Source organism: Exiguobacterium sp. 8A (assembly GCF_902506275.1).
In the GTDB taxonomy this organism is placed as follows: domain Bacteria; phylum Bacillota; class Bacilli; order Exiguobacteriales; family Exiguobacteriaceae; genus Exiguobacterium; species Exiguobacterium profundum.
On the sequence record NZ_LR733630.1, the window covers coordinates 2,185,020 to 2,205,172 of the forward strand.

The window sequence follows — 20,153 nt, forward strand, 5'->3', positions numbered from 1 at the left end:
TAGAGAGGTACCTTCCTAAGAGGGTACCTCTTTTAGAGGAGAGGTGGGGATGAGGATGCATACGATTGAATTTTCCAATGACAATGAGGTCGTACGCGTCGTCATTGAAAGCGCCAATCGCGAACAGTTGGATTTGATGGTGGATGAGCAACACGCTACGATTTCTGTGAAAGCGTACCTCGATTTTGGAGAGGCGTTTGCCAAGGCATTTCATTCTTTGAAAGGGACGGCCGGACTCCGCGATGTGGAAGGAAACCATGTCTTGGATGTGATTTTTTCGCATCGAGGGGTCAGCGTTCGATTTTATGATTCGTTTCCTGAAAAGACGCTACAGACCAATCAAAGTTACATGACAGAAACGATGCGACAGATCGGCATCTGGAATAGGCTGTGACAAATGAGGGAAAAGAGCATATGATAGAGATTGACTAAATGGAAAGGGGTGTCGGGTATGGATGGAACGAAACGTGCTGACATTCGCCCAGGACTCCACGTCCAAATCGTTTTAAAACAAGATCAACGAAGCGGAAAGCTGACGAAAGGCGTCGTTCAAGATATATTAACGAACTCGCCACGTCATCCGCACGGAATCAAAGTGCGTTTGAGCGATGGACAGGTCGGTCGTGTGAAAGTGATCGAAGCTGGAGGTGAGTAAGATGAGCGAGAAAAAACTATCTTTTCAAGAGGCGATGAAACAAAAGCTGGCAGAGAAGAAGCAAAATCAAACGAAGGTTCCGACGGGTTTGCATGGTACAAAACAGAAACCGTTGACGAGCCAATTGACGAAAAAACCAAATAACCAGAAGAAACGTACTGGTATTTAAACTCGCAGCTACTCGAAAAGAGTGGCTGTTTTTTTGATTATTCATTTCGTTATTGTGAATTATAATCATGATTTAATATTTCTAAACATTTTTATGTAAGCGCTTTAAATGCTTATAAATAAGGGATCTCGCTTATATGATGTGAAAAAAGAGTGAAATGACCTATAAAAAAATTATTGATAATTGTCAGAATCTTTGTATAATTCAGAACTAAGACATCATAAAAAATTCTCAACTTCAGATTCACACAACAGGGAGGAACTTATTCATGGAAGCGATTCAAGGTATGTTACAAGGAAGCGTCGACTTTTTGAACAACATCTTATGGTCGTACGTATTGATCGCCGTTCTCGTTGGAGCCGGGATCTACTTCACGGTCAGAACACGTTTTATGCAGTTCCGTTACTTAAAAGAAATGTTACGTACGGTGACAGATAAATCGGACGTTACACTTTCAAAAGACGGGAAGAGTATTTCTTCAATGAAATCATTCTTTATCGGTGCCGCGACTCGAATCGGTACAGGTAACCTTGCCGGGGTCACGGTAGCGGTCACACTTGGTGGACCAGGAGCGGTCTTCTGGATGTGGATCGTCGCCCTTCTTGGTGGTGCGACAGCCATGATTGAAAGCACGCTCGCTCAAGTATACAAAGTGAAAGACGATGTCGCGTACCGCGGTGGTCCAGCTTACTACATCGAAAAAGGTTTGAACAACCGTGCACTTGGAATCGTATTTGCGGTTCTCATTGCTGTCACATTCGGACTCATCTTCAACTCTGTTCAATCGAACACAATCGCTGCAGCATTCGATAACGCATTTGGAATCGATGCGGCGATCGGCGGAGCAATCTTAGTTGTTCTTACTGGTCTTGTCATCTTTGGTGGTGTACAACGTGTCGCGAACTTCTCGGCGATCGTCGTACCAGTCATGGCTGTTCTCTACCTTGCCATCGCACTCTACGTTGTCGTTGTGAACTTTGCTGAACTTCCAGGCGTCTTCGCTATGATTTTCCAAAGCGCATTTGGTTTGAACGAAGCAGTCGGTGGTTCAATCGGTGCTGCAATCTCAATGGGTGTACGCCGTGGACTCTTCTCGAACGAAGCAGGTATGGGTTCTGCACCAAACGCAGCAGCAGCTGCTGAAGTATCGCACCCTGCGAAACAAGGTTTCCTTCAATCACTCGGTGTATTCTTGGATACGTTGATCGTATGTACAGCAACTGCAGCGATCATCCTTCTCTCAGACAGCTACGCTGCTGGAAATGGTGAAGGGATTGTCCTTCTTCAAAACGCATTGACTGAACAAATCGGAGCACTTGCTCCAGCATTCATCGCTGTCAGCGTCTTCTTGTTCGCCTTCAGCTCGATCGCAGGAAGCTACTACTACGGTGAAACGAACATCGAATTCATTAAGAAGAGCAAAGGTGCAGTTCTTGGATTCCGTCTTGCGACAATGGCATTCGTCTTCATCGGAGCGGTCGCAAGCCTTGGATTCGTATGGAGCCTCGCTGACCTCTTCATGGCAGGGATGACATTGATCAACATCGCGGCAATCACATTGCTCGGTGGCGTTGCCTTCAAAGTTCTTAAAGATTACGAAGAGCAACGAGCTCAAGGTCTCAACCCACGCTTCTCGGCTCGTAAACTCGGTATCGAGAATACAGAGTGCTGGGATGTGGAAGAAGACGAAGTGGCACAAGGTACTGTTCAAGCAGCAGCAGCCGACGCTTCAAAATCATAATTCGTGAAATGCAACAAACAGGGACCCTGCTAATCGGGGTCCCTGTCTTTTTATGCATGATGACGTATCGGCTTGACGGTTTGTTCCGTCTCCGCCTTATTCAAGTATAAGTAACTTCCTGCAACGAACAACGCACCACCGACAATATTACCGAGTGTGGCGAAGAAGAGATTATAAAGGGCACCGCTAAAGGTGACGAGGTCCGACGGTACATAGTGGAGCGCGAGGGCGAAAACGCCCATGTTCGCAATCGAGTGCTCGAATCCAGCAGCGAAGAATACGACGACCGGAAGCATCGTCAGCATAATCTTCGCGACGTCATTGTTCGTTTTGAGCGGCATGAAGATGGCCAAACAGACGAGCACGTTACATAAGATTCCTTTCAAGAAAATAGCAAAGGCGTCTCCACCGATTTTCTTCGCGGCGACGACAGCGAGCAAATGGTCACCCGTCACGTCACCCATACTATGAGCCCCGATGACGAGAAGCGATAGCAAGACGGCACCAATCAAGTTACCGACCCAACTGAGTCCCCATATCTTTACGAGGTCGAACCAAGCGACACGTCCTCGTTTTGCACCAGTGTAGAGATACATGGTGTTGCTCGTGAACAACTCTCCCCCCATCCAGACAATGAAGACGAGTGCCACCGAGAAACTGGCGCCTGCAATCAGCATCGTACCGGGGACATCGATGAACATGTTTCCGACGGTGAATGAGAAGACGACTCCAATCCCGATTAAAAAACCGGCGATTATCGATCGTAACATGTATTGAGGAAATGAATGTTGAAGCAATGATGATTTCTTGAATGCGGCTTCTTCCATATAATCGACGACTTGCTTTTCCATGAAAAGACCTCCTTTAGACCCTTTCAGTCTAGGAGGTCGACGTCAAGTTTGCAATTGTTTTCACAAACTTTCAAGAAGTTCTCAAGAAACCGTTCACATCGTTGCCACGAGTTCAACTTTGATGCGGTCCGGGTCTTCAAAAAATAGTGCTGTATAGTTTGGGCCACCTGCGTGGGGGAAGCGTTCCGCGTACAATTGGCGAAACCCGTGGGATGCGAGTTGTTGCCGAACTTCTTCTAGTTGTGCGAGGGAAGACGCATGAAATGCCAAGTGATTAAGACCAGTCTTTTTTCGGTGATAAGGTGGCGTCAGGTGGGCCTCTTCCGTTTGAACGAACACGAGATATGTCTCGCCGTAACGATAACTCCGTCCTTCGGGCCATGATTGATAGAGCGTGTACCCAAGTTGTTCACAGAGGAGCCATTCCCAGGCACGAATACTGTCATGTAGGTTCGAAACGTAAAGTTCGACATGGTGAAGCATGAGAATCATCCTTTCGATGGACGTTTGAAAATGGTCCGTTCGGTATAATTGAACTATACAACGAATGAGGGAGGAAGCGTATGGATCGGACAGGGCTCGTCTCAAATATTTTGATTGCTGGAAAGACCGGTGTCGGAAAGAGTGCGTTCATCAACTATATATATGGACATGACGTCGCCGAATCGCGTGCCGGAAGTCCGGTCACTCAAGAAGGGCTTCACGAACACGAGTATTACGATTTAGAACGGGGCATCTTGTTTCGTTTTTTTGATACGTGGGGGCTCGAGGCGGACCGCTCTGAAGAGTGGCACCAAGCGATCCTCTCCATCGTCCATCAGCGTGAAGGCGCGCTCGATATCGCAGAGTGGTTTCATACGATTTACTACTTATTGTCCGTGCAGTCAGGACGTGTCGAGGCGTATGAGCTCGAAGCGATTTTAAAGCCATTATATGAGCGGGGGAGCAACGTCACCCTCATTCTGACTAACTTCAACGAAGACGACCCGATGAGTGTACAAAAGGCAGAGGCGATGGAACGGGTTTTGTTACGCGAACTGCCGATTGAAGAAGAGGACATCATCCGTGTCAACAGTGTCGAAAAGAAATTACTGACAGGGAAACGCGTCCCGGTAAAAGGGTATGAAGAGGTATGGAAGCGGAATCGGACGAACCTGTGGAAAGACATCGAACGAAAACTCCCCATCAATCTGACGAATCATCTCCTAGACGAGTTAGAGGATTGGCGAATTCGGAGTATCGCTTCGGCAGAGACGATTCGGATGCTGACCCCGCAAGCAATGATCAGTTGGAAAGCTAGAAAAATAGAGAAAGATTTAGAAAAGACGCTCGAAGAGGCCGCTTTGACGACGGAAGAGGCGATGGCAGAAGGGGTACGTCATTATATCCAACTCATGCAGCGGTACCCACTCGTCGGAGAACAAGCAGACCTGTTGTTTAGAACGAGACGAGTCGAGCTCGGATTTGACTATTCGTTCGGAAAAACCGTTCGAAAGATGGTTCTTGGAATGATTCCTGGGGTGCATTTCATCTATTGGGCATTCAAGCGTCGAACGGCAGAACGGGGAATCAAAAAAGCGATTGAACAGCAATACGCATCCGTAAGGCAAACAATTGAAGAAGAGATTCGGCGCGGCTTTGAACGTGAGATGCGTCAGCTTGGTCGCACGCTCAACTCATAAGGGGGAAACGTAAATGGAATCGACGAAACGATTTGATTTTAAGGATTATGATGTAAAGACAGAGCTCGAACGGTTACGGGGCAATGTCAAAAAACCAAACATCCTCATTGCGGGAGCAACGGGAGCAGGAAAGAGTTCTGTTGTAAACTACGTATTTGGACGTGATTTGACAAAAGTGGCAGCCGGGGAACCGGTCACAAGAGGAATTCATCAATATACGAGTGATGATATCGCAGTCACCTTGTTCGACAGTGAAGGATATGAGATCGGGAGTGCGCGGCAACAACATTACGAAGAGGAAGTCATCGGATTTGTAGAGAACGCAAAGCGGCAAGAAGCATCCAAACGAATCCATCTCGTCTGGTATACCATCAACGCTGCGACAAAGCGTGTCACGCCACTCGACAAGGCCTTGATTCGCCGTCTACGTGAATCGACTGCTGTCGCCGTCGTATTCACACAAATCGATCAGGTCGATTTAGATGAACTGACGGCATTGCGGAATGAACTGAATGGAATCCTTCCGGAAGATGCAATCTTCCAAGTCAGCATTTCTTCGGAAATATTGAACAATGAAACATTGCGTCAATACGTTGATTGGGAACGGTTGATTGTGTGGTCGGTGGAACAGCTAGATGCTTCCTTACAGGAAGGGCTCTTGATGGAGATTCATGCAGAGAGTGAAACGATGCTCAAGTTAAAGCGTAAGAAGGCGAATCGAATCATCTCAGGCTATGTCGCAAGCGCGGGAACGGCTGCTGCGGTTCCGCTCCCATTTGCTGATGCCGTGGCATTGACGCCGATTCAGGTGACGATGAGCGTCCATCTATTTCGTTATTGGGGTGTCAAAGCGAGTGATGATTTGTTGAAGACGCTCATTGGGAGTACGATCATTCCACAAATCGGTCGCACGTTATCGAAAACGATTCTCTTGAACGTCATGAAGTTTTTCCCGGGAGCGAACGCCGCAGCCGGTGTCATCAATGCGACCGTCGCATCAGGAATCACGTGGGCCATCGGACTCGCCATTAACGAAATCGCCTATCGAAACGCTATGGATTCATCGAAAACGATTGAACAATTGTTAAATCAAGAGTTCGGGTCACTGTTTGAACAGTATTTGAAGCAAAAGCCGAAGTCGGATCAACCCTCTTAACGCTTTCCATTTGTTAGACTACAAGTAAGTGTAGAGAGGGGGAGAAAAATGAAAAAGCGAATCTATATTACGCGTCGCTTGCCGGAAGAGGCAGTCGAACCGCTTCGCGAACACTATGATGTGCGCATGTGGGAGCATGAAGGGGAAAGTGTGCCGCGAGAGGTTCTTTTAGAAGAAGCGTCATCTGCGCATGCGCTCTGGACCATGCTCAGCGACACGATTGACCGTGAAGTGTTTGAGCGTGCCACACAGTTAGAGGTCGTCTCCAATTTGGCGGTCGGATACAACAATATTGATTTGAACGCAGCGAAAGAGAATGGCGTCATCGTCACCAACACACCAGATGTCTTGACAGAAACGACAGCAGATTTGACGTTTGGCCTCATGATGATGACGGCACGACGTCTCGGAGAGGCGGAACGTGACTTGCGCGCCGGGGAGTGGAAGTCCTGGCTGCCGATGGGCTACGTCGGGATGGACCTTTATCAAGCGAAATTGGGTATCATCGGCATGGGACGAATCGGTGAAGCGGTCGCACGTCGTGCAAGAGGATTTGATATGGAGGTTCTATATCATAACCGGACACGGCGTCATGAGTCGGAGTCGATGTATGGCTTCACTTATGCGGAACTCGATGAGCTGTTGGCGCAATCTGATTTCGTCGTCGTTCTCGCGCCGCTCACGGACGAGACACGGGGAATGCTCGGGGCTAAAGAGTTTGCCAAGATGAAGGAAACATCCATTTTCATCAATGTGGCTCGTGGAGAAATCATCGATGAACAGGCGCTATATGAAGCACTTAAAGCGAGGAAGATTTGGGGAGCGGGATTAGACGTATTCACAAAAGAACCAATCGACCTCGGTCATCCATTATTGACGCTTCCGAACGTGACGACATTACCGCATATCGGGAGTGCAACGATTCGGACACGTCTGGCGATGATGGCATTGAATCGAGATGCCATCACAAATGTGCTCGAAGGGAAAGAACCGAAGAATCGTTTGACGTAAGAAGAGCCTGACGCGGGTGCGTCAGGCTCTTTGTTACTATGTTAGAAACGTCGGATATTATCCGGATCTTCTACGTCATTTCGATAAGCACGATCATCGAGACCACGTAGTTTTTCCTCGCGATCTGGATTCTTCGTTTCTTTATCCAGTTTATCTTGCTCCGGGTCTACGGGATGGCTTGGGTCGACGGTCTGAGCCTCACGGTAAGGTTTTGAGTCGATTTCCAATCCATCGTCAGTATGACTACCGAGATGAGTCGATGATGCGTCTTGATATGGTTTCGAATCGACTGTCACCCCGTCTTGATGACGACGTTCAAAGTCTTCATCCACATAAACGAGGATTTTCCCGGCTTCTACATCGTCATAGTGATGTTTTACTTCCTCTTCGCTCAGTCCCATGTTGCGTAGACCAGCGTGCACGTCTTCATGACCGCTGAGGAACGCCCGAACCTTATCGAACCAGCTCGCTTGATGGGTCGCTTCCGTATGAACATCTGTATCACGTCTCAAAATCGAAACGTTGTCTTCATGTTTTGTGACGACATAAATGTGTGAGTCTTCATAACCTTTCGCTCGCAACTCCTCGATTTTCCCAAGTGCTGCATCCTGCGTATCGTGCATGCTGATAAATCGTTTCTCATTCATAGTCGTTCCTCCTTATAATCGGCGATGATCTTCTAATCCAGAATGACCGCGTACAATCGGATCATCCTTTGTGCCACGTGGATTCTCGTCGTGATCGTTAAATGGTTTCGCGTCAAAGGCGATCCCATCCGCTTTTTCCCCTTTATCATGATCGAGCTCACTGTCTTTTTTATACATGTTCGGATAGCGGTCGTACGAGTGTCGATCGATGTAGAGTAAAATCTGTCCTTCATCGATTGCATCATAATACTGTTCCGCTTCGGCATCGTTTAGCCCCATATTCCGTAACTCATCACGAATGCGGTCACTTCCGTGTAGGAATGCTTTGACACGGTCAAGCCAATTGACGTCACGAATACCGGACTCGGCATTTACATCCGTGTGGTCACGTAACGCAGAAATTTCCCCGTCCCGCTTGGCGACAACATGCATATTTTTTTCAGCTTCCCCTGCAGCTTTCAGCTCTTCCACTTTGTGCATGACTTCCTGTTCGGTCTGGAACAAGCCAATCATTTTTCGATCTGACATCGAATAACCCCCTTTAGAATCTCCAATCTAAAACAAGCGTCACAATAGGAGTAATTTCCGTTCTCGCCATAATCGAAACAAAAAACGCCATCTCCTAAGAGGAGTGGCGTGGTTAGTAATAAAGCATGAGCGTATCGTCTCCGAGAGAACAACGTGTACTCTTCCAGACGAACTCGATTAATGTCCAGATGGCCATAAAGCCACTGATCGCCATTAAAATGAGCGCATAGAGTGGGGTCAACTGAATGATGAATGACCAACCAATTGTCATTAAGAGCGGTTGAATCAGAAAAATAGACATGATGTAGACGATAACGATGAGCAAGGCGAACGCAATACGCCGACCGAGCGTCTGGATGTAATGTCGAAAACGGGTCAATATGCCGAAGATGGCACCGGTCACGAGGACGGGTAACAGGAAGGCCAGATAATCAATTGGATACGTCGACATGGGGGCGGTGAATAGTCGACCGCTAAAGACATCGTCAATCACGAGCAGTAAGTTGGCGTAGGCAAATGCCAAAATCATACCTAGTAGCCAGCCGAAGCGGTTCCAAATCGTACGAGACGATTTGAGTGCTTCAATCTTTGTGTAGGCGAGGAAGGCAAGGTCGCGCACTTCGATTTCTTTTAACGAAAGCTTGGCTTCGTCCAATTGATTGACGGCCCAATCGAATTCACGGTTTGCTTGCGCTTTTTCATGAGGTTTTAATTCATCCGAGGCATCAATCAACACGTGATAGCGTCGACGATATTCTTCATTTGTTTCGGGTTGTTCAATGAGGAAACGAGCGTATTCCTGAGGATCTTGGTTTAAAAGACTTTCGAGCGACTGACCACTTTTCTCTGCATGCCGGATATATCCAGCAAGTGCGAGTAGATGGCGATCCGCTTCTGCCTCATTTCCAAGTAGTTCGATGAGGCGCTGGCGCACGTCGTTAAAGAACTGTTGGACGTTCGGGTCGTGAATCATATTCGGTTCCAGGGAGATTCCTCTCCTTTCTTGGTTTGTCATGGTCAAGCCGGAGGTTCGTCGTTATGAGAAAGTTTAAGTGACTCGAAATCACCTTGCTCGATACTTCGAATCAAAATTTCGCTTCCACCCATATTTGTCGAAAGCGGGATGGAGTAGACGTCGCAAAGACGCATCAATGCGCTCACATCCGGTTCATGAGGTTGAGCAGTTAATGGATCTCTGAAAAAGATGATCATATCCATCTCCCCGCGTGCGACGGCAGCACCGATTTCTTGGTCCCCTCCAAGCGGTCCGGATCGGAAGCAATGGACAGGCAAGCCGGTCGCTTCAGCGATTCGCTTACCCGTTGTACCGGTCGCAAACAACTGATGTTTCTTTAGTATATGGGTGTAAGTTTTAATGAGGACGATTAAATCATCTTTCTTCTTGTCGTGAGCCACTAAAGCGATATTCATCCTAAATTCCTCCTAACATGACGTCTCTTGTTATTCGTATCATATCTCGCATCATTTGACACGATTTCTCTCTTAATAACGTACCCATTTCCAATGAATCGTAATAGTCTGTAAACGAATTGACTTACAGTTCAGGTTTGATGGTTTTGAAATATAGGTATGTATGAAATAGCACTGTTAAATAAAAACAATCATTTCATGTGAAAAGGAGGAAGATTCGATGAACAATACAACGTATAACTTCAATACGTTCATGTCATGGTTACCAGAGCTTTTGCTGGCAATTGTTATTCTCGTAGTCGGTTATATCTTGGCGAAAGTATTGGAAAACGTGACACGTAAAGCATTGAAGAAAGCCCGATTGGATGAGCGGGCGGGTATTAAAAAAGATGGGGAGAAAGGAGAAAAGTGGACGCCTGAACGCATTATTGGAAAAGTGGTGTTCTTTGGCGTATTACTCCTCGCATTCCTGATTATCTTTGAATTCATGAACATTCCAGCCATTACGCAGCCATTCAGTCAGATTTATGAAGGGTTCTCTGGATTGATTATCGGTGTCATCAAAGCCGGCTTGATTTTATTGGTCGCTTGGGTCATCGCCACCTTATTGAAAAAGGGAATTCAGATGGCGGGACATCGTTTGAATTTGAGCAAGCTGATGGAAAAAACGGGACAAGAATCGACAAGTGTCAACCAAACGAAGTGGGTCGACACGGTCGCGAACATCGTCTTCTATCTCGTGCTCTTATTGGCGTTACCTGCTGTACTTGATGCACTTGGACTTCGTGGGGTCAGCGGACCATTCGAAGATTTATTGAACAGTTTCCTCGGATTCATTCCGAAACTTGTCGCAGCAGCGCTCATTTTTGCAATCGGGTATGTGGTTGCGAAGATTGTCCGCGACATTTTGACGAAATTCCTCGAAGCTGCAGGACTAGATCGCTTGGCAGAGCGATTCCATCTATCTGATTACGTGAAGGGATCGAGTCTTGCGAAAGCAATCGGTACAATCGTCTTCATCTTCATCATGATTCCGGTCACCATTTCAGCACTTGAGGCGCTCGATATTCGAGGGATCTCGGAACCAGCGATTGCGATGCTCAATGATGTACTGGTCATGATTCCAGACATTCTCGTTGCAGTCGTCCTCGTCCTCGTCGGGGTGTTCGTTGCAAAATGGTTGAAAGGGGTCGTTGTATCACTTCTTGAAAATCTTGGCGTCAACTCGTTGGCTCAAAAAATGGGCTTCGGGGAACGTGCGTCTTCGATGTCAATTGCCCAAGTGGTCGGTGTCATTGTCCAAGTAATCGTGATCTTGCTCTTCGTATCCGAAGCGCTTCAAGTCGCGAATCTTGAGTTCATGGCATCCCTCGCAACAGCCATCTTTGCTTACTTGCCGATGGTCATTGCAGCACTCATTATCTTGGCAGTCGGATTTTGGTTGGCGAACATGGCAGAGCGCTTAGTTGGAAGTGTACTTGTTGATGGAGCTGGACAACCGAGTGCGCTTCGCTACGTAGCGAAGTATGCGATTCTCGGACTCGTCTTCTTCATGGCAATTAGTCAGCTCGGCATCGCACCGATGATTGTCAATACAGCATTCCTTCTTATTCTTGGAGCTGTTGCCCTTGCCTTCGGTCTTGCTTTCGGTCTTGGTGGTCGCGAGACGGCGGCACGTTATTTGAAAAAGGCAGAGCGACGCATTGATGAAACGGAAGTTTCAAAAGAAGGTCTCGAGCAGGAGAAAGAACAGATGAGCCGCGAAGCGGAAGTTGCAAAACAACAAGCGAAGCAAGGCGTGGAGCAGTCGAAACATGAAGCGGAACAATCGAAACACGAGTTGAAGCGAGATGTTCAAAATCCAAAAGTTGACCATGTTGATGGACCGGAACCGAATCCGTTCCATGAAAACATCACTCCGGATCAGGACAATCGATCACTTGATGATAACGATGGTCCGTTACGCCCATAATCGATGCTTGAACGGGTCTCCTACAAGGAGATCCGTTTTTTTGTGTTCAACTCAAGCATAAATCTGGTCGATAGTAAAAGAAAAGAGTGTAGGGGTGAGGGGAATGTTTGAACGTTTTCAACGGACGCTCGTGATGAACTATATCATCGGCTCAGGTTTGGCCGTCTTTGGAGTAGGTGGTGTCTTTATTTTTCAAACGCTTGACCTGTCCATTCGAGAGATTTTACTACTGTTAGGCATCATGTTGGGGTCAGGGATAGTTATGATTTTCTCAGAACTACTCTTATACCGTCGCCACATTCGACCGATCCGACAGCTTTTTATGACCGAATCCCCATCGATTGACGAATTGACGTCGGCATTCGAACAAGCAAGTCGATTCCCGATTTTAACGGTACAACGGATTTTAGGTCCTCATTTGTTTGGATTATCCATCCCGTCAATTGGTTTAACCTCCGTTTTTATTCAGATGGGGTGGATTGACTTACCTTATCGTTTGATCGGCTTGGCTGCAATCGGGGCCGTCATGATTGCGGTACTACATGCCTTGATTGAATATTTTTTGACGGTTCGATCGGTTGAACCATTACTTGTATACATGAAAGAAAGGCATCTCGAACTTTATCATCTGCCTATTCATGCAACGTATCGATCATTTAGTGTCCGAACTAAATTATTGATCAGTATGCTCATTACGGGTATCTTTCCCATCATGTTGTTCATGTTGGCGTCGAGTGTCCAATTGTCGACTTCGACTCGAACGGATACGTATTGGAATTGGGCGCTCGTGATTCTTGTCATCATCGTCGGAATTGCGGTGTTATGCAGTTTCTTACTCTATGACAACATCAAACGTCCGATTGGATTTTTGACGTCCGGCATCGAACAGATGGAGTCGGGACAACTTCAGAAAATCGAGAATCCGTACTTAGATGAGTTCGCCCAACTGATTGGGGGATTCAATCAAATGGTTGAGACGGTAACTGCTCGTGAACAAGAAAACGCACAGCTGTTAGACAGCCTCTTCATTTTATTCGCAGCAACGCTCGATGCACGTGATCCCTACACAGCAGGTCATTCGGAGCGTGTCGCGATGTATTCCGTTGAGCTTGCTCGCGCCATTGGCTTACCGCATGCACAAGTCGATTTACTCAACAAGTCGGCACTTCTACATGACATCGGGAAAATTGGAATTCGAGATGACGTCCTACTAAAAGAAGGGAAGCTGACAGACGAAGAGTTTTCAAAAATTCAAGAACATCCGACCATTGGCATCCATATTTTGAGTCAAATTCATTTACCTGCATCGCTTCAACCGATTTTAGCCGGAGTTCGATCGCACCACGAACGAATCGATGGGAAAGGATACCCGGACCGCTTACATGCGGTCGACATTCCGTTATTCGGAAGAATCATGGCGATTGCCGATGCTTATGATGCCATGACATCAGATCGACCCTATCGGTCAGGGATGCCAGTGGAAAAGGCGCTTTCCATATTGGAGAGCGGGCGGGGAACACAATGGGACGCGGAATTTGTGGACGTATTCGTCCAGCTTCGTCGTCAGGCCATATCAGCATAAGAAAAGGAGCAGCACCTCGTGTGCCGCTCCTTTGTCATATAGTTTGAAAGGCATATACCCCGAATACAGCTCCAATGACGACAACGACGAGGTTGACCCGTAGTAGCGCCAGGAAAGTGGCAACCACTCCTCCGAATAAGGCAGACGAGGTGGTGGTCGTGGAGGATAGGACGCCCGGAAAAATCAAACTAGCCAGTACCGCATACGGGATGAAGGAAAGAAATCGTTTCATATATGCCGGTAACGCCAATTCCTTTAGCCAGAGTAGCGGGACGAGGCGAGGGAGATACGTGACAAGTGCCAATCCTAGAACGAGTAGAAACAACGATATCATGTGACCTCTTCCTCCTTAAATACGAAAGCACCGATTCCGGCTGCGACAACGGTCGCGACGATGATTCGAATCCCATCTGAGATTGAGAAGAACGGGGTGATGACCCAATGGAGTATGGCTTGAATAATGATAGCTAAGCTTGCTACGACGAAGACGGGACGAGTCGTTAATGATGGAACGAGTAACCCGATGAACATCGCATATAGCGCAATCCCCATACTCGCCTGTAATGTGCTTGGAAGACCGAAGGCGAGGAAGACCCCCATCCACGTCCCGACATTCCAAGCAAGAAATGCGATTGTATTCAACCCGAGCACGAACATACCGGAACGGGCCTCTTGACGAGTAGAGGCGATGCTGAACGTTTCGTCGGTCACACCAAACGCGATGGTAGCCAATAGTCTTCGAGATGTACTCTCAATCCGTTGGGATAGTGAGGCGGACATTAAAAAATGGCGAGAGTTTAGAATGAACGTCGTCAAAATGATTTCCCAATACATCGAACCGGCCATCAGAAGTTGTACCGTAATGAACTGACTTGCCCCGGCAAAGATCAAAAAGGACATCGATAATGTGATAGCATTCGGCAAGTTGAAAGATTGTGCCAAAAGACCGAAGGCAATCGCAATCGGGATATATCCGATGGCGACGGGAATGCCGGCGCGTAGTCCTGCGCGAAACGTGGGTTGCGGTGAAGTTGGTGATGTGGGATGAATCGAAGTCGCCATGATAGCCCTCCTCCATAATTAAGATGATTTCTATGTCATTCGGGATGAATAAACGGTTTCCTGCTCAAATGATAAAAAAGAGGGTATACATGTATCGTTAAGGAGGGTGGTCACATGAGTCGTGCTGAAGAATTTTTGGCATCCTATCATCGAATCGAGGACTACTTGAGTCGAGAGATGGGAGATGGGCAACATTTCAGTTTTAGTAACATGGTGAATCGGTTAGCGAAACAAAATCCAATCATCGACCGGTATAAAGAAGATTTACATCAGATGAGTCAACTACGAAATGCCATCGTCCATGAGCGGCGTGAACCTGATTTTATTATCGCGGAGCCACACGAGTCGCTTGTTGCATTGATTTTAGAAGTAGAGCGAGAGCTCCTTCATCCACGTCTCGTCATTCCATTGTTTGCGAAATCGGTGGTGACGTTTCAGTCGGAAGATTTTTTGACGGAAGTACTCCGGGAGATTCGAGATAAAAATTATTCGCAATTCCCTGTATATCATGACAATGGGTCTTGGCGCGGACTGTTGACGAAAAAAGGAGTGACCAGTTGGCTAGCCGAAACAATCGACGGGCCCAACTTGTCACTCAAAGGAGTTCGGGTGAAGCACGTGCTCCACCACGATCCGCATATGCACCGGTATCGATTCATTCGAAAGGATGCGACCGTAATCGAGGCACAGCACTGCTTTACGCAAATGAAAGAGGGCGCACGATATGACGCACTTCTGATTACAGAGACCGGAAATCCGGATGAACCGCTACTCGGCATCATCCGTCCTCAAGATTTATTGAACGCGCTCCGTTGAGGCGAGATGTTCAATGGCGACCTCATATTGGGTAACGGTGTTGCCGAGGACGATTGGTTTCACTTCTGAAGTCCCGTCATCACGTTTCTTATGGGCGTGCTTATAAGCATTGCTGTCGCGCCAGTTCTCAAAGCTGTCTGCATCACGCCACGTGGTCATGATGACGACATGATCCATCGCCTCATCAGACGTATCCGTCAACACTTGCATACGGACAAAGCCATCCATCGCTTCGATTCCTTTTGTCGTTTCGAAGCGTGCTTTGACCGCGTCGGCCTTTCCTTTTTCAACGTCTAGTTTGTTCATCACAATCCACATCCCACATTTCCCCCTATACGAATAAGATGACTCCATTATAACGTGAACAGGGAATTGCCTGAAAAAGGATGCTCACTCAACGTTTGCTCCACCATTCTTCGAACGCCCAGTTCTTCTGCTTCATCATCGTCGCTTCAGTGACACCGACATAACGCAAATGCCAAGGTTCGTAATTGTATCCCGTGATTTTCTCTTTTCCTTTTGGATAGCGGACGATAAATCCATAGAGATGGGCGTTTTGAAGCATCCATTTCCCTTCAGGCGATCGGTCGAAGGATTCATATAGCCCTAGACGCATGCGTTGACTCGTCATATCAACGGCGAGACCCGTTTGATGTTCACTATGACCGGGACGTGCCACATATTTTGAAGCATATGCGACCCCACGTGTGTTGACGTAATAGGCATAGAGTGACTTTTGTGTCGAGTAAGATCGGTAGGCGCTAAGGGCGTATAACGTATGACCTTGCTTCCGACCGGCGTAATATAGTTTAGCCAGAGCGTAAGCTGCTTCCGCTGTCATCAAGGTCCGTTCACTCCCTTTTTGATAAACAGTTGGAATGGTTAATGTGACAAGTTGTGGGGAACGGTAAGTGGACGGGAGTGCATTCGCCTTGTTGACTAGTCGTAAACGGTCTGCAGAAGGCATTTTAGGGATGCCGGCTTTCAAGTTGGCAGAGGGAGTGAAGTACTTCGTATTTCCGATATAGACGTTCGACCAGCTCCGGTTATAGGTCGTGTAGCGGACCGGGACGTTCGTTCGTAGCGTCTTAAGAATTGGAGAAGATTGCATGGCACGACCGTACAAATACGTCGTTTTAATCGTATAACCTGGTTGTGGGGACGAGGATGCCGCTGTCACCGGCGACACTTGAAACAACAGCAAACAAATGATCAAGATACGCAAGGACTTCATGGCAAAACGCCTCCTCGAGAGTTAGATGATGTTCCTTTTCCCGTTTTCTTGATAGATTGTGCATCTTTTATCCATCTTTAGGTCGGAAGAGGATACGGCTTGGGCCCGATGAAGGTGAGCAAGAAATCCATTACAATTAAAATAACGAATGAGATCGTAGAGAGGAGTGAGCGAATGGAAGCTTTAGTCGGTTTACCACTTTTATTGCTCGTCCTATTCTTTGCCTTTTTGTATTTTAATATCAAAGGGCTATCGAATATGTGGAAGGACTATAATCGAACGAAATCGATGATTCCGCTTGGTTTTTTCATCGTCGGGATTATCGGGATTTTCACAGGGGTGTGGACGTGGCTCGTCATTTTGATTTATTACGTCGTCCGACCGAAAGAATAAACACTGTATGCAGACGCATACAGTGTTTTTGCTATACTGAGGACGAGGTGTTGAGATGGAGAAATTGATAAAAGCATGGTTTATCGTGACGTTGATCACGTTTGGAATCTTTAAGCTCGGTGAAGTGCTGACGACCCCTTACTCGGAAACACCGGGTGAAGGGAATCTATACTGGATTGTTCTCTTGATTGGATGGCCGTTTCTTTTATTGTTTATTTGGATCACCATTCGTTTGACACATCGAGTCGTCTCTTCTGTGCGACCGTTTGGAAAGGTCAGTTTAGCGATAGGAAGTTTCGTCATGGCCGGTATAGCTTGGATGACCAACCAATCACAGGCGACGTCTCTTCGAGAAGGAATTCGTTTATCAGCCAATGAGTCGTACGCAGAAGGATGGAACCAGTTCACGAATATCATCTATATGAACCAGCTGACGTTCTTCCTTTTGACGGTCAGTTGTATGGGAGTAGGAATTCTCTCATCATTCTTCCTGAACAAAAAACAGCGAGACGAAGCCGTGTGAGCTTCGTCTCGCTGTTTTTATAGGTGTTCTTTATAAAGACGTGCATAGCGATCCGCAGCGATGATGGCGTCAGCAACTTCTTCAGGTGTAACATCGAAACCGCTATGAATCGTTTCGCCATCTGCCGTGGCCGCTTTCCCGACCTTCAAGATATCGTCTCGAGATGCATCTTTCAATTTGATATCTTCAAGTGTGACCGGTAAGTCGAGTGCCATATAAAAGGCAACATACTGCTCGAACTCTTCTTGAGGGCGTCCTTCGAGTGCGAGTTGCACGAGTGTTCCAAATGCAACTTTTTCACCGTGCGTCAAATGGTGGATGTCTCCTTCAAGTGCGGTGAATCCATTGTGAATGGCATGGGCTGCAGCCAAGCCACCACTTTCAAAGCCGAGCCCGCTCAATAAGGTGTTGGCTTCCACAACAGCTTCAAGCGCAGGTGTGACGACTTTTGCTTTGACAGCTTCATACGCTTGAATACCGTATGTGAACAGAACCTCTTCACACCGTTCGGCAATCGCCTCCGCTGCAAGTGTCGGGACACCGCCAGCCATCGTCTTGCCTCCGAATGCCAGGACACTTCGCACTTCCACCCATGTGGCCAATGCATCGGCAATACCTGACGCTAAGAAGCGTGGCGGTGCTTGTGCAATCAATTCCGTATCCACAAGGACGAGATCCGGATTCTTTTTATAGAAACGGTAGCTTTCGAAATTGCCTTCCTCTGTATATATGACCGACAATGCGCTCGTCGGTGCATCCGTAGAGGCGATGGTCGGTACAATGACGATACGCGCATCCAATTCATCTGCGACCGCTTTTGCTGTATCGAGCGTTTTCCCACCGCCGAGACCGATAACAAACGCTGTTTCATGCTTCTTAGCGTCTGTAGCGATTCGAGTGATTTCGTGCTTCGACGCTTCTCCGATGAAATCAGCTTTCGTCGCCTTGAGCTGGCTCGCTTGCAGAGACTGGGTCACCCGTTCGCCGATCAACTCCCATACGACGTCATCCGCGATGAGTAAAGCGTTGGAACCGAAGTGAGCGACAAACTCTCCGATGCGATCAATCGTTTGTTTCCCTTGCACATACTTGGCCGGACTGATGAAAATGCGTTCTGACATAGTGAACTCCATCCTTTCATATCAGGTTTGGTGTAAGTGCTTACAAGGCAATCATACTACAACTGGTAAAGAATATACGTGAAGATTACATGAAGAACGGCAGCTGACCAAGCACAAGCAATAGGATGATGATGGCGACGACAATGAGAAATCCCCAGTCGTTCATTCGTTTCGTCATAGCACACGTCTCCTTCATGGGTTGGAATTGCAATTCTTCCTCAGTATAGAAGGTGGTAAGAAAAAGGGAGGATGAATAAATAACCAGGTTAAAAAAAGTTTCGCCTTGTCGTGAGCGGACAGGTCATCGGGTTTAACAGATGATGAATCGGGAACACTAGAGTCGTATGTTGATTTTCTTGAAGGAGGAATTGAGTATGTCGAAACATGTACTGATTGTCACAACGTCAGCAAATCAATTATCAAATGGTCATGCAACGGGATTATGGCTTGAAGAGTTTGCCGTCCCTTATTTATTGTTCGAAAAAGAAGGGTATAAAGTGACGGTCGCGAGTATCGAAGGTGGAGACGTGCCAATCGATGCGAATAGTTTAGAAGATGGTTTGTCAGAAGACATTCTCAACACACGGGAATTGCTTAAAGACACAGCCCGTCTCGATCAAGTCGCAGACGAGTCGTACGATGCAATCTTCTTACCGGGAGGTCACGGGACAGTTGTCGATTTCCCAGGGAATGAAACATTACAACGTGTCATTCGTAACGTATACGAAAGTGGAAATATTGTCGGGGCAGTTTGTCACGGACCAATTGGATTGGTCAATGTGAAACTCAGCAACGACGAGCCACTCGTTAAAGATAAACAGGTGACAGGGTTCACCGATGCGGAAGAAAAAGAGATGCAACTCGATTCTGCCGTACCGTTCTTACTTGAAACGGGACTACGCAATCAAGGCGGGCAGTTCAAAGGAGCTGACAACTGGGCGGTGAACGTGGCAGTTGACGAACGTCTCGTCACTGGTCAGAACCCTCAGTCTTCTGAAGCGGTCGGGAAAGAACTTGTTAAGCTACTCGGATAATCGTGTGAAGCAACTTCGAATGTCGAAGTTGCTTTTTAGTGTTTGGACATATGTCCTTTTCAAGTCTTCTTTCTTTTCGTAAAGTCAGACGGAGAGAAAGGGGAATGACATGGGAATTTTATTTGCCATCTTATCAGGGACGTTCATCGCCCTTCAAGGAATCTTTAATGCAAAACTAGGAGATGCAGTAGGCGCATGGATGTCCGTCACCATCGTTCATTTTGTCGGACTTCTGTTGGCACTTGCGATTTACTTCTTCAAGCGAGATGCGGACATGACAGCCTTTAAGCGCGTACCTTGGTATTATAGTTTAGGAGGATTGTTCGGTGTATTCGTTGTCTTCGGCGAATTGACGGCGATTCAACAACTAGGGGTCACATGGGCAATCTGTGTATTGCTTGTGGCACAATTAGTAGGAGCCTTCATCATCGATTTGAATGGTTGGTTTGGTGTCAAACGGAAACCGATGAACACGGGACAGGTCATGGGACTCGTCTTGATGGTTGTTGGAATCGGAATCTATACATTTTCTTAAGGAGTTCACT

The 20,153-nt window shown here is 47.2% G+C and carries 25 protein-coding genes; 14 read left to right on the plus strand and 11 right to left on the minus strand.

Features of this window, described 5'->3' with window-relative positions; genetic code table 11:
• Positions 1 to 55 precede the first annotated feature (55 nt).
• The 4 genes from GVY42_RS11360 (at position 56) to GVY42_RS11370 (ending at position 2,565) form a co-directional block, all read left to right on the plus strand.
• Positions 56 to 394 (plus strand): hypothetical protein, encoded by a 339-nt coding sequence (locus GVY42_RS11360; protein WP_159563256.1) that lies wholly within the window; start codon positions 56 to 58, stop codon positions 392 to 394.
• Positions 395 to 451: 57 nt separating this feature from the next.
• Positions 452 to 655 (plus strand): YwbE family protein, encoded by a 204-nt coding sequence (locus GVY42_RS11365; protein ID WP_015880320.1) that lies wholly within the window; start codon positions 452 to 454, stop codon positions 653 to 655.
• A 1-nt stretch (position 656) separates the two neighbouring features.
• Positions 657 to 824 carry a hypothetical protein gene (locus GVY42_RS16505; RefSeq protein ID WP_015880321.1) on the plus strand — a complete coding sequence of 56 codons (168 nt, stop codon included), beginning with the start codon at positions 657 to 659 and terminating at the stop codon, positions 822 to 824.
• Positions 825 to 1,092: 268 nt separating this feature from the next.
• Positions 1,093 to 2,565, plus strand: coding sequence for a sodium:alanine symporter family protein (locus GVY42_RS11370; protein ID WP_159563257.1), 1,473 nt, complete (start codon positions 1,093 to 1,095; stop codon positions 2,563 to 2,565).
• 50 nt (positions 2,566 to 2,615) lie between these two features.
• Here the strand turns inward: GVY42_RS11370 and GVY42_RS11375 are convergent, their stop codons facing one another.
• Positions 2,616 to 3,416, minus strand: a complete 801-nt coding sequence (locus GVY42_RS11375) for a formate/nitrite transporter family protein (protein ID WP_159563258.1) — start codon at positions 3,414 to 3,416, stop codon at positions 2,616 to 2,618.
• 93 nt (positions 3,417 to 3,509) lie between these two features.
• The gene (locus tag GVY42_RS11380; RefSeq protein ID WP_159563259.1) at positions 3,510 to 3,899 is read right to left on the minus strand and encodes a VOC family protein; all 390 of its coding nucleotides are present in this window, start codon (positions 3,897 to 3,899) and stop codon (positions 3,510 to 3,512) included.
• Positions 3,900 to 3,979: 80 nt separating this feature from the next.
• On the opposite strand from GVY42_RS11380, the gene GVY42_RS11385 reads away from it, so the two are divergent.
• From GVY42_RS11385 to GVY42_RS11395, 3 genes are read left to right on the plus strand one after another with little or no spacing between them, the layout of a single operon-like run.
• Positions 3,980 to 5,098: a GTPase gene (locus GVY42_RS11385; protein ID WP_159563260.1), complete on the plus strand. Its 1,119-nt coding sequence runs from the start codon at positions 3,980 to 3,982 to the stop codon at positions 5,096 to 5,098.
• 13 nt (positions 5,099 to 5,111) lie between these two features.
• Positions 5,112 to 6,254 (plus strand): YcjF family protein, encoded by a 1,143-nt coding sequence (locus GVY42_RS11390; RefSeq protein ID WP_159563261.1) that lies wholly within the window; start codon positions 5,112 to 5,114, stop codon positions 6,252 to 6,254.
• 48 nt (positions 6,255 to 6,302) lie between these two features.
• Positions 6,303 to 7,265, plus strand: a complete 963-nt coding sequence (locus tag GVY42_RS11395; protein ID WP_159563262.1) for a D-glycerate dehydrogenase — start codon at positions 6,303 to 6,305, stop codon at positions 7,263 to 7,265.
• Positions 7,266 to 7,306: 41 nt separating this feature from the next.
• On the opposite strand, the gene GVY42_RS11400 is transcribed toward GVY42_RS11395, so the two are convergent.
• From GVY42_RS11400 to mgsA, 4 genes are all read right to left on the minus strand, one after another.
• A complete protein-coding gene (locus tag GVY42_RS11400; protein WP_159563263.1) occupies positions 7,307 to 7,912 on the minus strand; it encodes a general stress protein in 606 nt (201 codons plus the stop codon).
• A gap of 12 nt (positions 7,913 to 7,924) precedes the next feature.
• Complete coding sequence (locus GVY42_RS11405) at positions 7,925 to 8,440, minus strand: general stress protein (protein WP_031424242.1); 516 nt, start codon at positions 8,438 to 8,440, stop codon at positions 7,925 to 7,927.
• Between the two features lie 112 nt (positions 8,441 to 8,552).
• Complete coding sequence (locus GVY42_RS11410; protein WP_236548991.1) at positions 8,553 to 9,455, minus strand: hypothetical protein; 903 nt, start codon at positions 9,453 to 9,455, stop codon at positions 8,553 to 8,555.
• Positions 9,456 to 9,457: 2 nt separating this feature from the next.
• Positions 9,458 to 9,871 (minus strand): methylglyoxal synthase, encoded by a 414-nt coding sequence (gene mgsA / locus GVY42_RS11415; protein WP_078146039.1) that lies wholly within the window; start codon positions 9,869 to 9,871, stop codon positions 9,458 to 9,460.
• 220 nt (positions 9,872 to 10,091) lie between these two features.
• Between mgsA and GVY42_RS11420 the strand changes: the two genes are divergently transcribed.
• Together GVY42_RS11420 and GVY42_RS11425 are read left to right on the plus strand one after the other, a co-directional pair.
• Positions 10,092 to 11,843, plus strand: a complete 1,752-nt coding sequence (locus GVY42_RS11420) for a mechanosensitive ion channel (RefSeq protein WP_159563264.1) — start codon at positions 10,092 to 10,094, stop codon at positions 11,841 to 11,843.
• Positions 11,844 to 11,946: 103 nt separating this feature from the next.
• Positions 11,947 to 13,425, plus strand: a complete 1,479-nt coding sequence (locus GVY42_RS11425; protein ID WP_159563265.1) for an HD-GYP domain-containing protein — start codon at positions 11,947 to 11,949, stop codon at positions 13,423 to 13,425.
• Positions 13,426 to 13,459: 34 nt separating this feature from the next.
• Here the strand turns inward: GVY42_RS11425 and GVY42_RS11430 are convergent, their stop codons facing one another.
• Both GVY42_RS11430 and GVY42_RS11435 read right to left on the minus strand, forming a co-directional pair.
• On the minus strand, positions 13,460 to 13,759 hold the full coding sequence (locus tag GVY42_RS11430; RefSeq protein WP_074035113.1) for an AzlD domain-containing protein: 300 nt from the start codon (positions 13,757 to 13,759) through the stop codon (positions 13,460 to 13,462).
• Positions 13,756 to 14,487: an AzlC family ABC transporter permease gene (locus tag GVY42_RS11435; protein ID WP_159563266.1), complete on the minus strand. Its 732-nt coding sequence runs from the start codon at positions 14,485 to 14,487 to the stop codon at positions 13,756 to 13,758. The genes GVY42_RS11430 and GVY42_RS11435 overlap by 4 nt, the downstream gene beginning before the upstream one ends.
• Positions 14,488 to 14,601: 114 nt before the next feature.
• On the opposite strand from GVY42_RS11435, the gene GVY42_RS11440 reads away from it, so the two are divergent.
• Positions 14,602 to 15,303: a CBS domain-containing protein gene (locus tag GVY42_RS11440; protein ID WP_074035110.1), complete on the plus strand. Its 702-nt coding sequence runs from the start codon at positions 14,602 to 14,604 to the stop codon at positions 15,301 to 15,303.
• Here the strand turns inward: GVY42_RS11440 and GVY42_RS11445 are convergent.
• On the minus strand, positions 15,283 to 15,621 hold the full coding sequence (locus tag GVY42_RS11445) for an antibiotic biosynthesis monooxygenase (protein ID WP_074035108.1): 339 nt from the start codon (positions 15,619 to 15,621) through the stop codon (positions 15,283 to 15,285). The genes GVY42_RS11440 and GVY42_RS11445 overlap by 21 nt on opposite strands.
• Before the next feature lie 76 nt (positions 15,622 to 15,697).
• Positions 15,698 to 16,537 (minus strand): M15 family metallopeptidase, encoded by an 840-nt coding sequence (locus GVY42_RS11450; protein WP_159563267.1) that lies wholly within the window; start codon positions 16,535 to 16,537, stop codon positions 15,698 to 15,700.
• Positions 16,538 to 16,711: 174 nt separating this feature from the next.
• Here GVY42_RS11450 and GVY42_RS11455 point away from each other — a divergent pair, with 174 nt between their 5' ends.
• Together GVY42_RS11455 and GVY42_RS11460 are read left to right on the plus strand one after the other, a co-directional pair.
• Positions 16,712 to 16,930 (plus strand): hypothetical protein, encoded by a 219-nt coding sequence (locus tag GVY42_RS11455; RefSeq protein WP_074035105.1) that lies wholly within the window; start codon positions 16,712 to 16,714, stop codon positions 16,928 to 16,930.
• A gap of 55 nt (positions 16,931 to 16,985) precedes the next feature.
• Positions 16,986 to 17,453, plus strand: coding sequence for a hypothetical protein (locus tag GVY42_RS11460; protein WP_159563268.1), 468 nt, complete (start codon positions 16,986 to 16,988; stop codon positions 17,451 to 17,453).
• 17 nt (positions 17,454 to 17,470) lie between these two features.
• Here GVY42_RS11460 and GVY42_RS11465 read toward each other — a convergent pair whose 3' ends face one another.
• Positions 17,471 to 18,574, minus strand: coding sequence for a glycerol dehydrogenase (locus GVY42_RS11465; protein WP_159563269.1), 1,104 nt, complete (start codon positions 18,572 to 18,574; stop codon positions 17,471 to 17,473).
• Between the two features lie 374 nt (positions 18,575 to 18,948).
• Here GVY42_RS11465 and GVY42_RS11470 point away from each other — a divergent pair, with 374 nt between their 5' ends.
• Together GVY42_RS11470 and GVY42_RS11475 are read left to right on the plus strand one after the other, a co-directional pair.
• Complete coding sequence (locus tag GVY42_RS11470; RefSeq protein ID WP_031424259.1) at positions 18,949 to 19,608, plus strand: type 1 glutamine amidotransferase domain-containing protein; 660 nt, start codon at positions 18,949 to 18,951, stop codon at positions 19,606 to 19,608.
• A gap of 109 nt (positions 19,609 to 19,717) precedes the next feature.
• On the plus strand, positions 19,718 to 20,143 hold the full coding sequence (locus tag GVY42_RS11475; protein ID WP_015880345.1) for a DMT family transporter: 426 nt from the start codon (positions 19,718 to 19,720) through the stop codon (positions 20,141 to 20,143).
• Positions 20,144 to 20,153: the final 10 nt, after the last annotated feature.

Bases quoted from the DNA above. Each gene is read 5' to 3' on its own strand.
- GVY42_RS11360 (WP_159563256.1), top strand. From the start codon at position 56: ATGCATACGATTGAATTTTCCAATGACAATGAGGTCGTACGCGTCGTC.
- GVY42_RS11365 (WP_015880320.1), top strand. From the start codon at position 452: ATGGATGGAACGAAACGTGCTGACATTCGCCCAGGACTCCACGTCCAA.
- GVY42_RS16505 (WP_015880321.1), top strand. From the start codon at position 657: ATGAGCGAGAAAAAACTATCTTTTCAAGAGGCGATGAAACAAAAGCTG.
- GVY42_RS11370 (WP_159563257.1), top strand. From the start codon at position 1,093: ATGGAAGCGATTCAAGGTATGTTACAAGGAAGCGTCGACTTTTTGAAC.
- GVY42_RS11375 (WP_159563258.1), bottom strand. From the start codon at position 3,416: ATGGAAAAGCAAGTCGTCGATTATATGGAAGAAGCCGCATTCAAGAAA.
- GVY42_RS11380 (WP_159563259.1), bottom strand. From the start codon at position 3,899: ATGCTTCACCATGTCGAACTTTACGTTTCGAACCTACATGACAGTATT.
- GVY42_RS11385 (WP_159563260.1), top strand. From the start codon at position 3,980: ATGGATCGGACAGGGCTCGTCTCAAATATTTTGATTGCTGGAAAGACC.
- GVY42_RS11390 (WP_159563261.1), top strand. From the start codon at position 5,112: ATGGAATCGACGAAACGATTTGATTTTAAGGATTATGATGTAAAGACA.
- GVY42_RS11395 (WP_159563262.1), top strand. From the start codon at position 6,303: ATGAAAAAGCGAATCTATATTACGCGTCGCTTGCCGGAAGAGGCAGTC.
- GVY42_RS11400 (WP_159563263.1), bottom strand. From the start codon at position 7,912: ATGAATGAGAAACGATTTATCAGCATGCACGATACGCAGGATGCAGCA.
- GVY42_RS11405 (WP_031424242.1), bottom strand. From the start codon at position 8,440: ATGTCAGATCGAAAAATGATTGGCTTGTTCCAGACCGAACAGGAAGTC.
- GVY42_RS11410 (WP_236548991.1), bottom strand. From the start codon at position 9,455: ATGACAAACCAAGAAAGGAGAGGAATCTCCCTGGAACCGAATATGATT.
- mgsA (WP_078146039.1), bottom strand. From the start codon at position 9,871: ATGAATATCGCTTTAGTGGCTCACGACAAGAAGAAAGATGATTTAATC.
- GVY42_RS11420 (WP_159563264.1), top strand. From the start codon at position 10,092: ATGAACAATACAACGTATAACTTCAATACGTTCATGTCATGGTTACCA.
- GVY42_RS11425 (WP_159563265.1), top strand. From the start codon at position 11,947: ATGTTTGAACGTTTTCAACGGACGCTCGTGATGAACTATATCATCGGC.
- GVY42_RS11430 (WP_074035113.1), bottom strand. From the start codon at position 13,759: ATGATATCGTTGTTTCTACTCGTTCTAGGATTGGCACTTGTCACGTAT.
- GVY42_RS11435 (WP_159563266.1), bottom strand. From the start codon at position 14,487: ATGGCGACTTCGATTCATCCCACATCACCAACTTCACCGCAACCCACG.
- GVY42_RS11440 (WP_074035110.1), top strand. From the start codon at position 14,602: ATGAGTCGTGCTGAAGAATTTTTGGCATCCTATCATCGAATCGAGGAC.
- GVY42_RS11445 (WP_074035108.1), bottom strand. From the start codon at position 15,621: ATGTGGATTGTGATGAACAAACTAGACGTTGAAAAAGGAAAGGCCGAC.
- GVY42_RS11450 (WP_159563267.1), bottom strand. From the start codon at position 16,537: ATGAAGTCCTTGCGTATCTTGATCATTTGTTTGCTGTTGTTTCAAGTG.
- GVY42_RS11455 (WP_074035105.1), top strand. From the start codon at position 16,712: ATGGAAGCTTTAGTCGGTTTACCACTTTTATTGCTCGTCCTATTCTTT.
- GVY42_RS11460 (WP_159563268.1), top strand. From the start codon at position 16,986: ATGGAGAAATTGATAAAAGCATGGTTTATCGTGACGTTGATCACGTTT.
- GVY42_RS11465 (WP_159563269.1), bottom strand. From the start codon at position 18,574: ATGTCAGAACGCATTTTCATCAGTCCGGCCAAGTATGTGCAAGGGAAA.
- GVY42_RS11470 (WP_031424259.1), top strand. From the start codon at position 18,949: ATGTCGAAACATGTACTGATTGTCACAACGTCAGCAAATCAATTATCA.
- GVY42_RS11475 (WP_015880345.1), top strand. From the start codon at position 19,718: ATGGGAATTTTATTTGCCATCTTATCAGGGACGTTCATCGCCCTTCAA.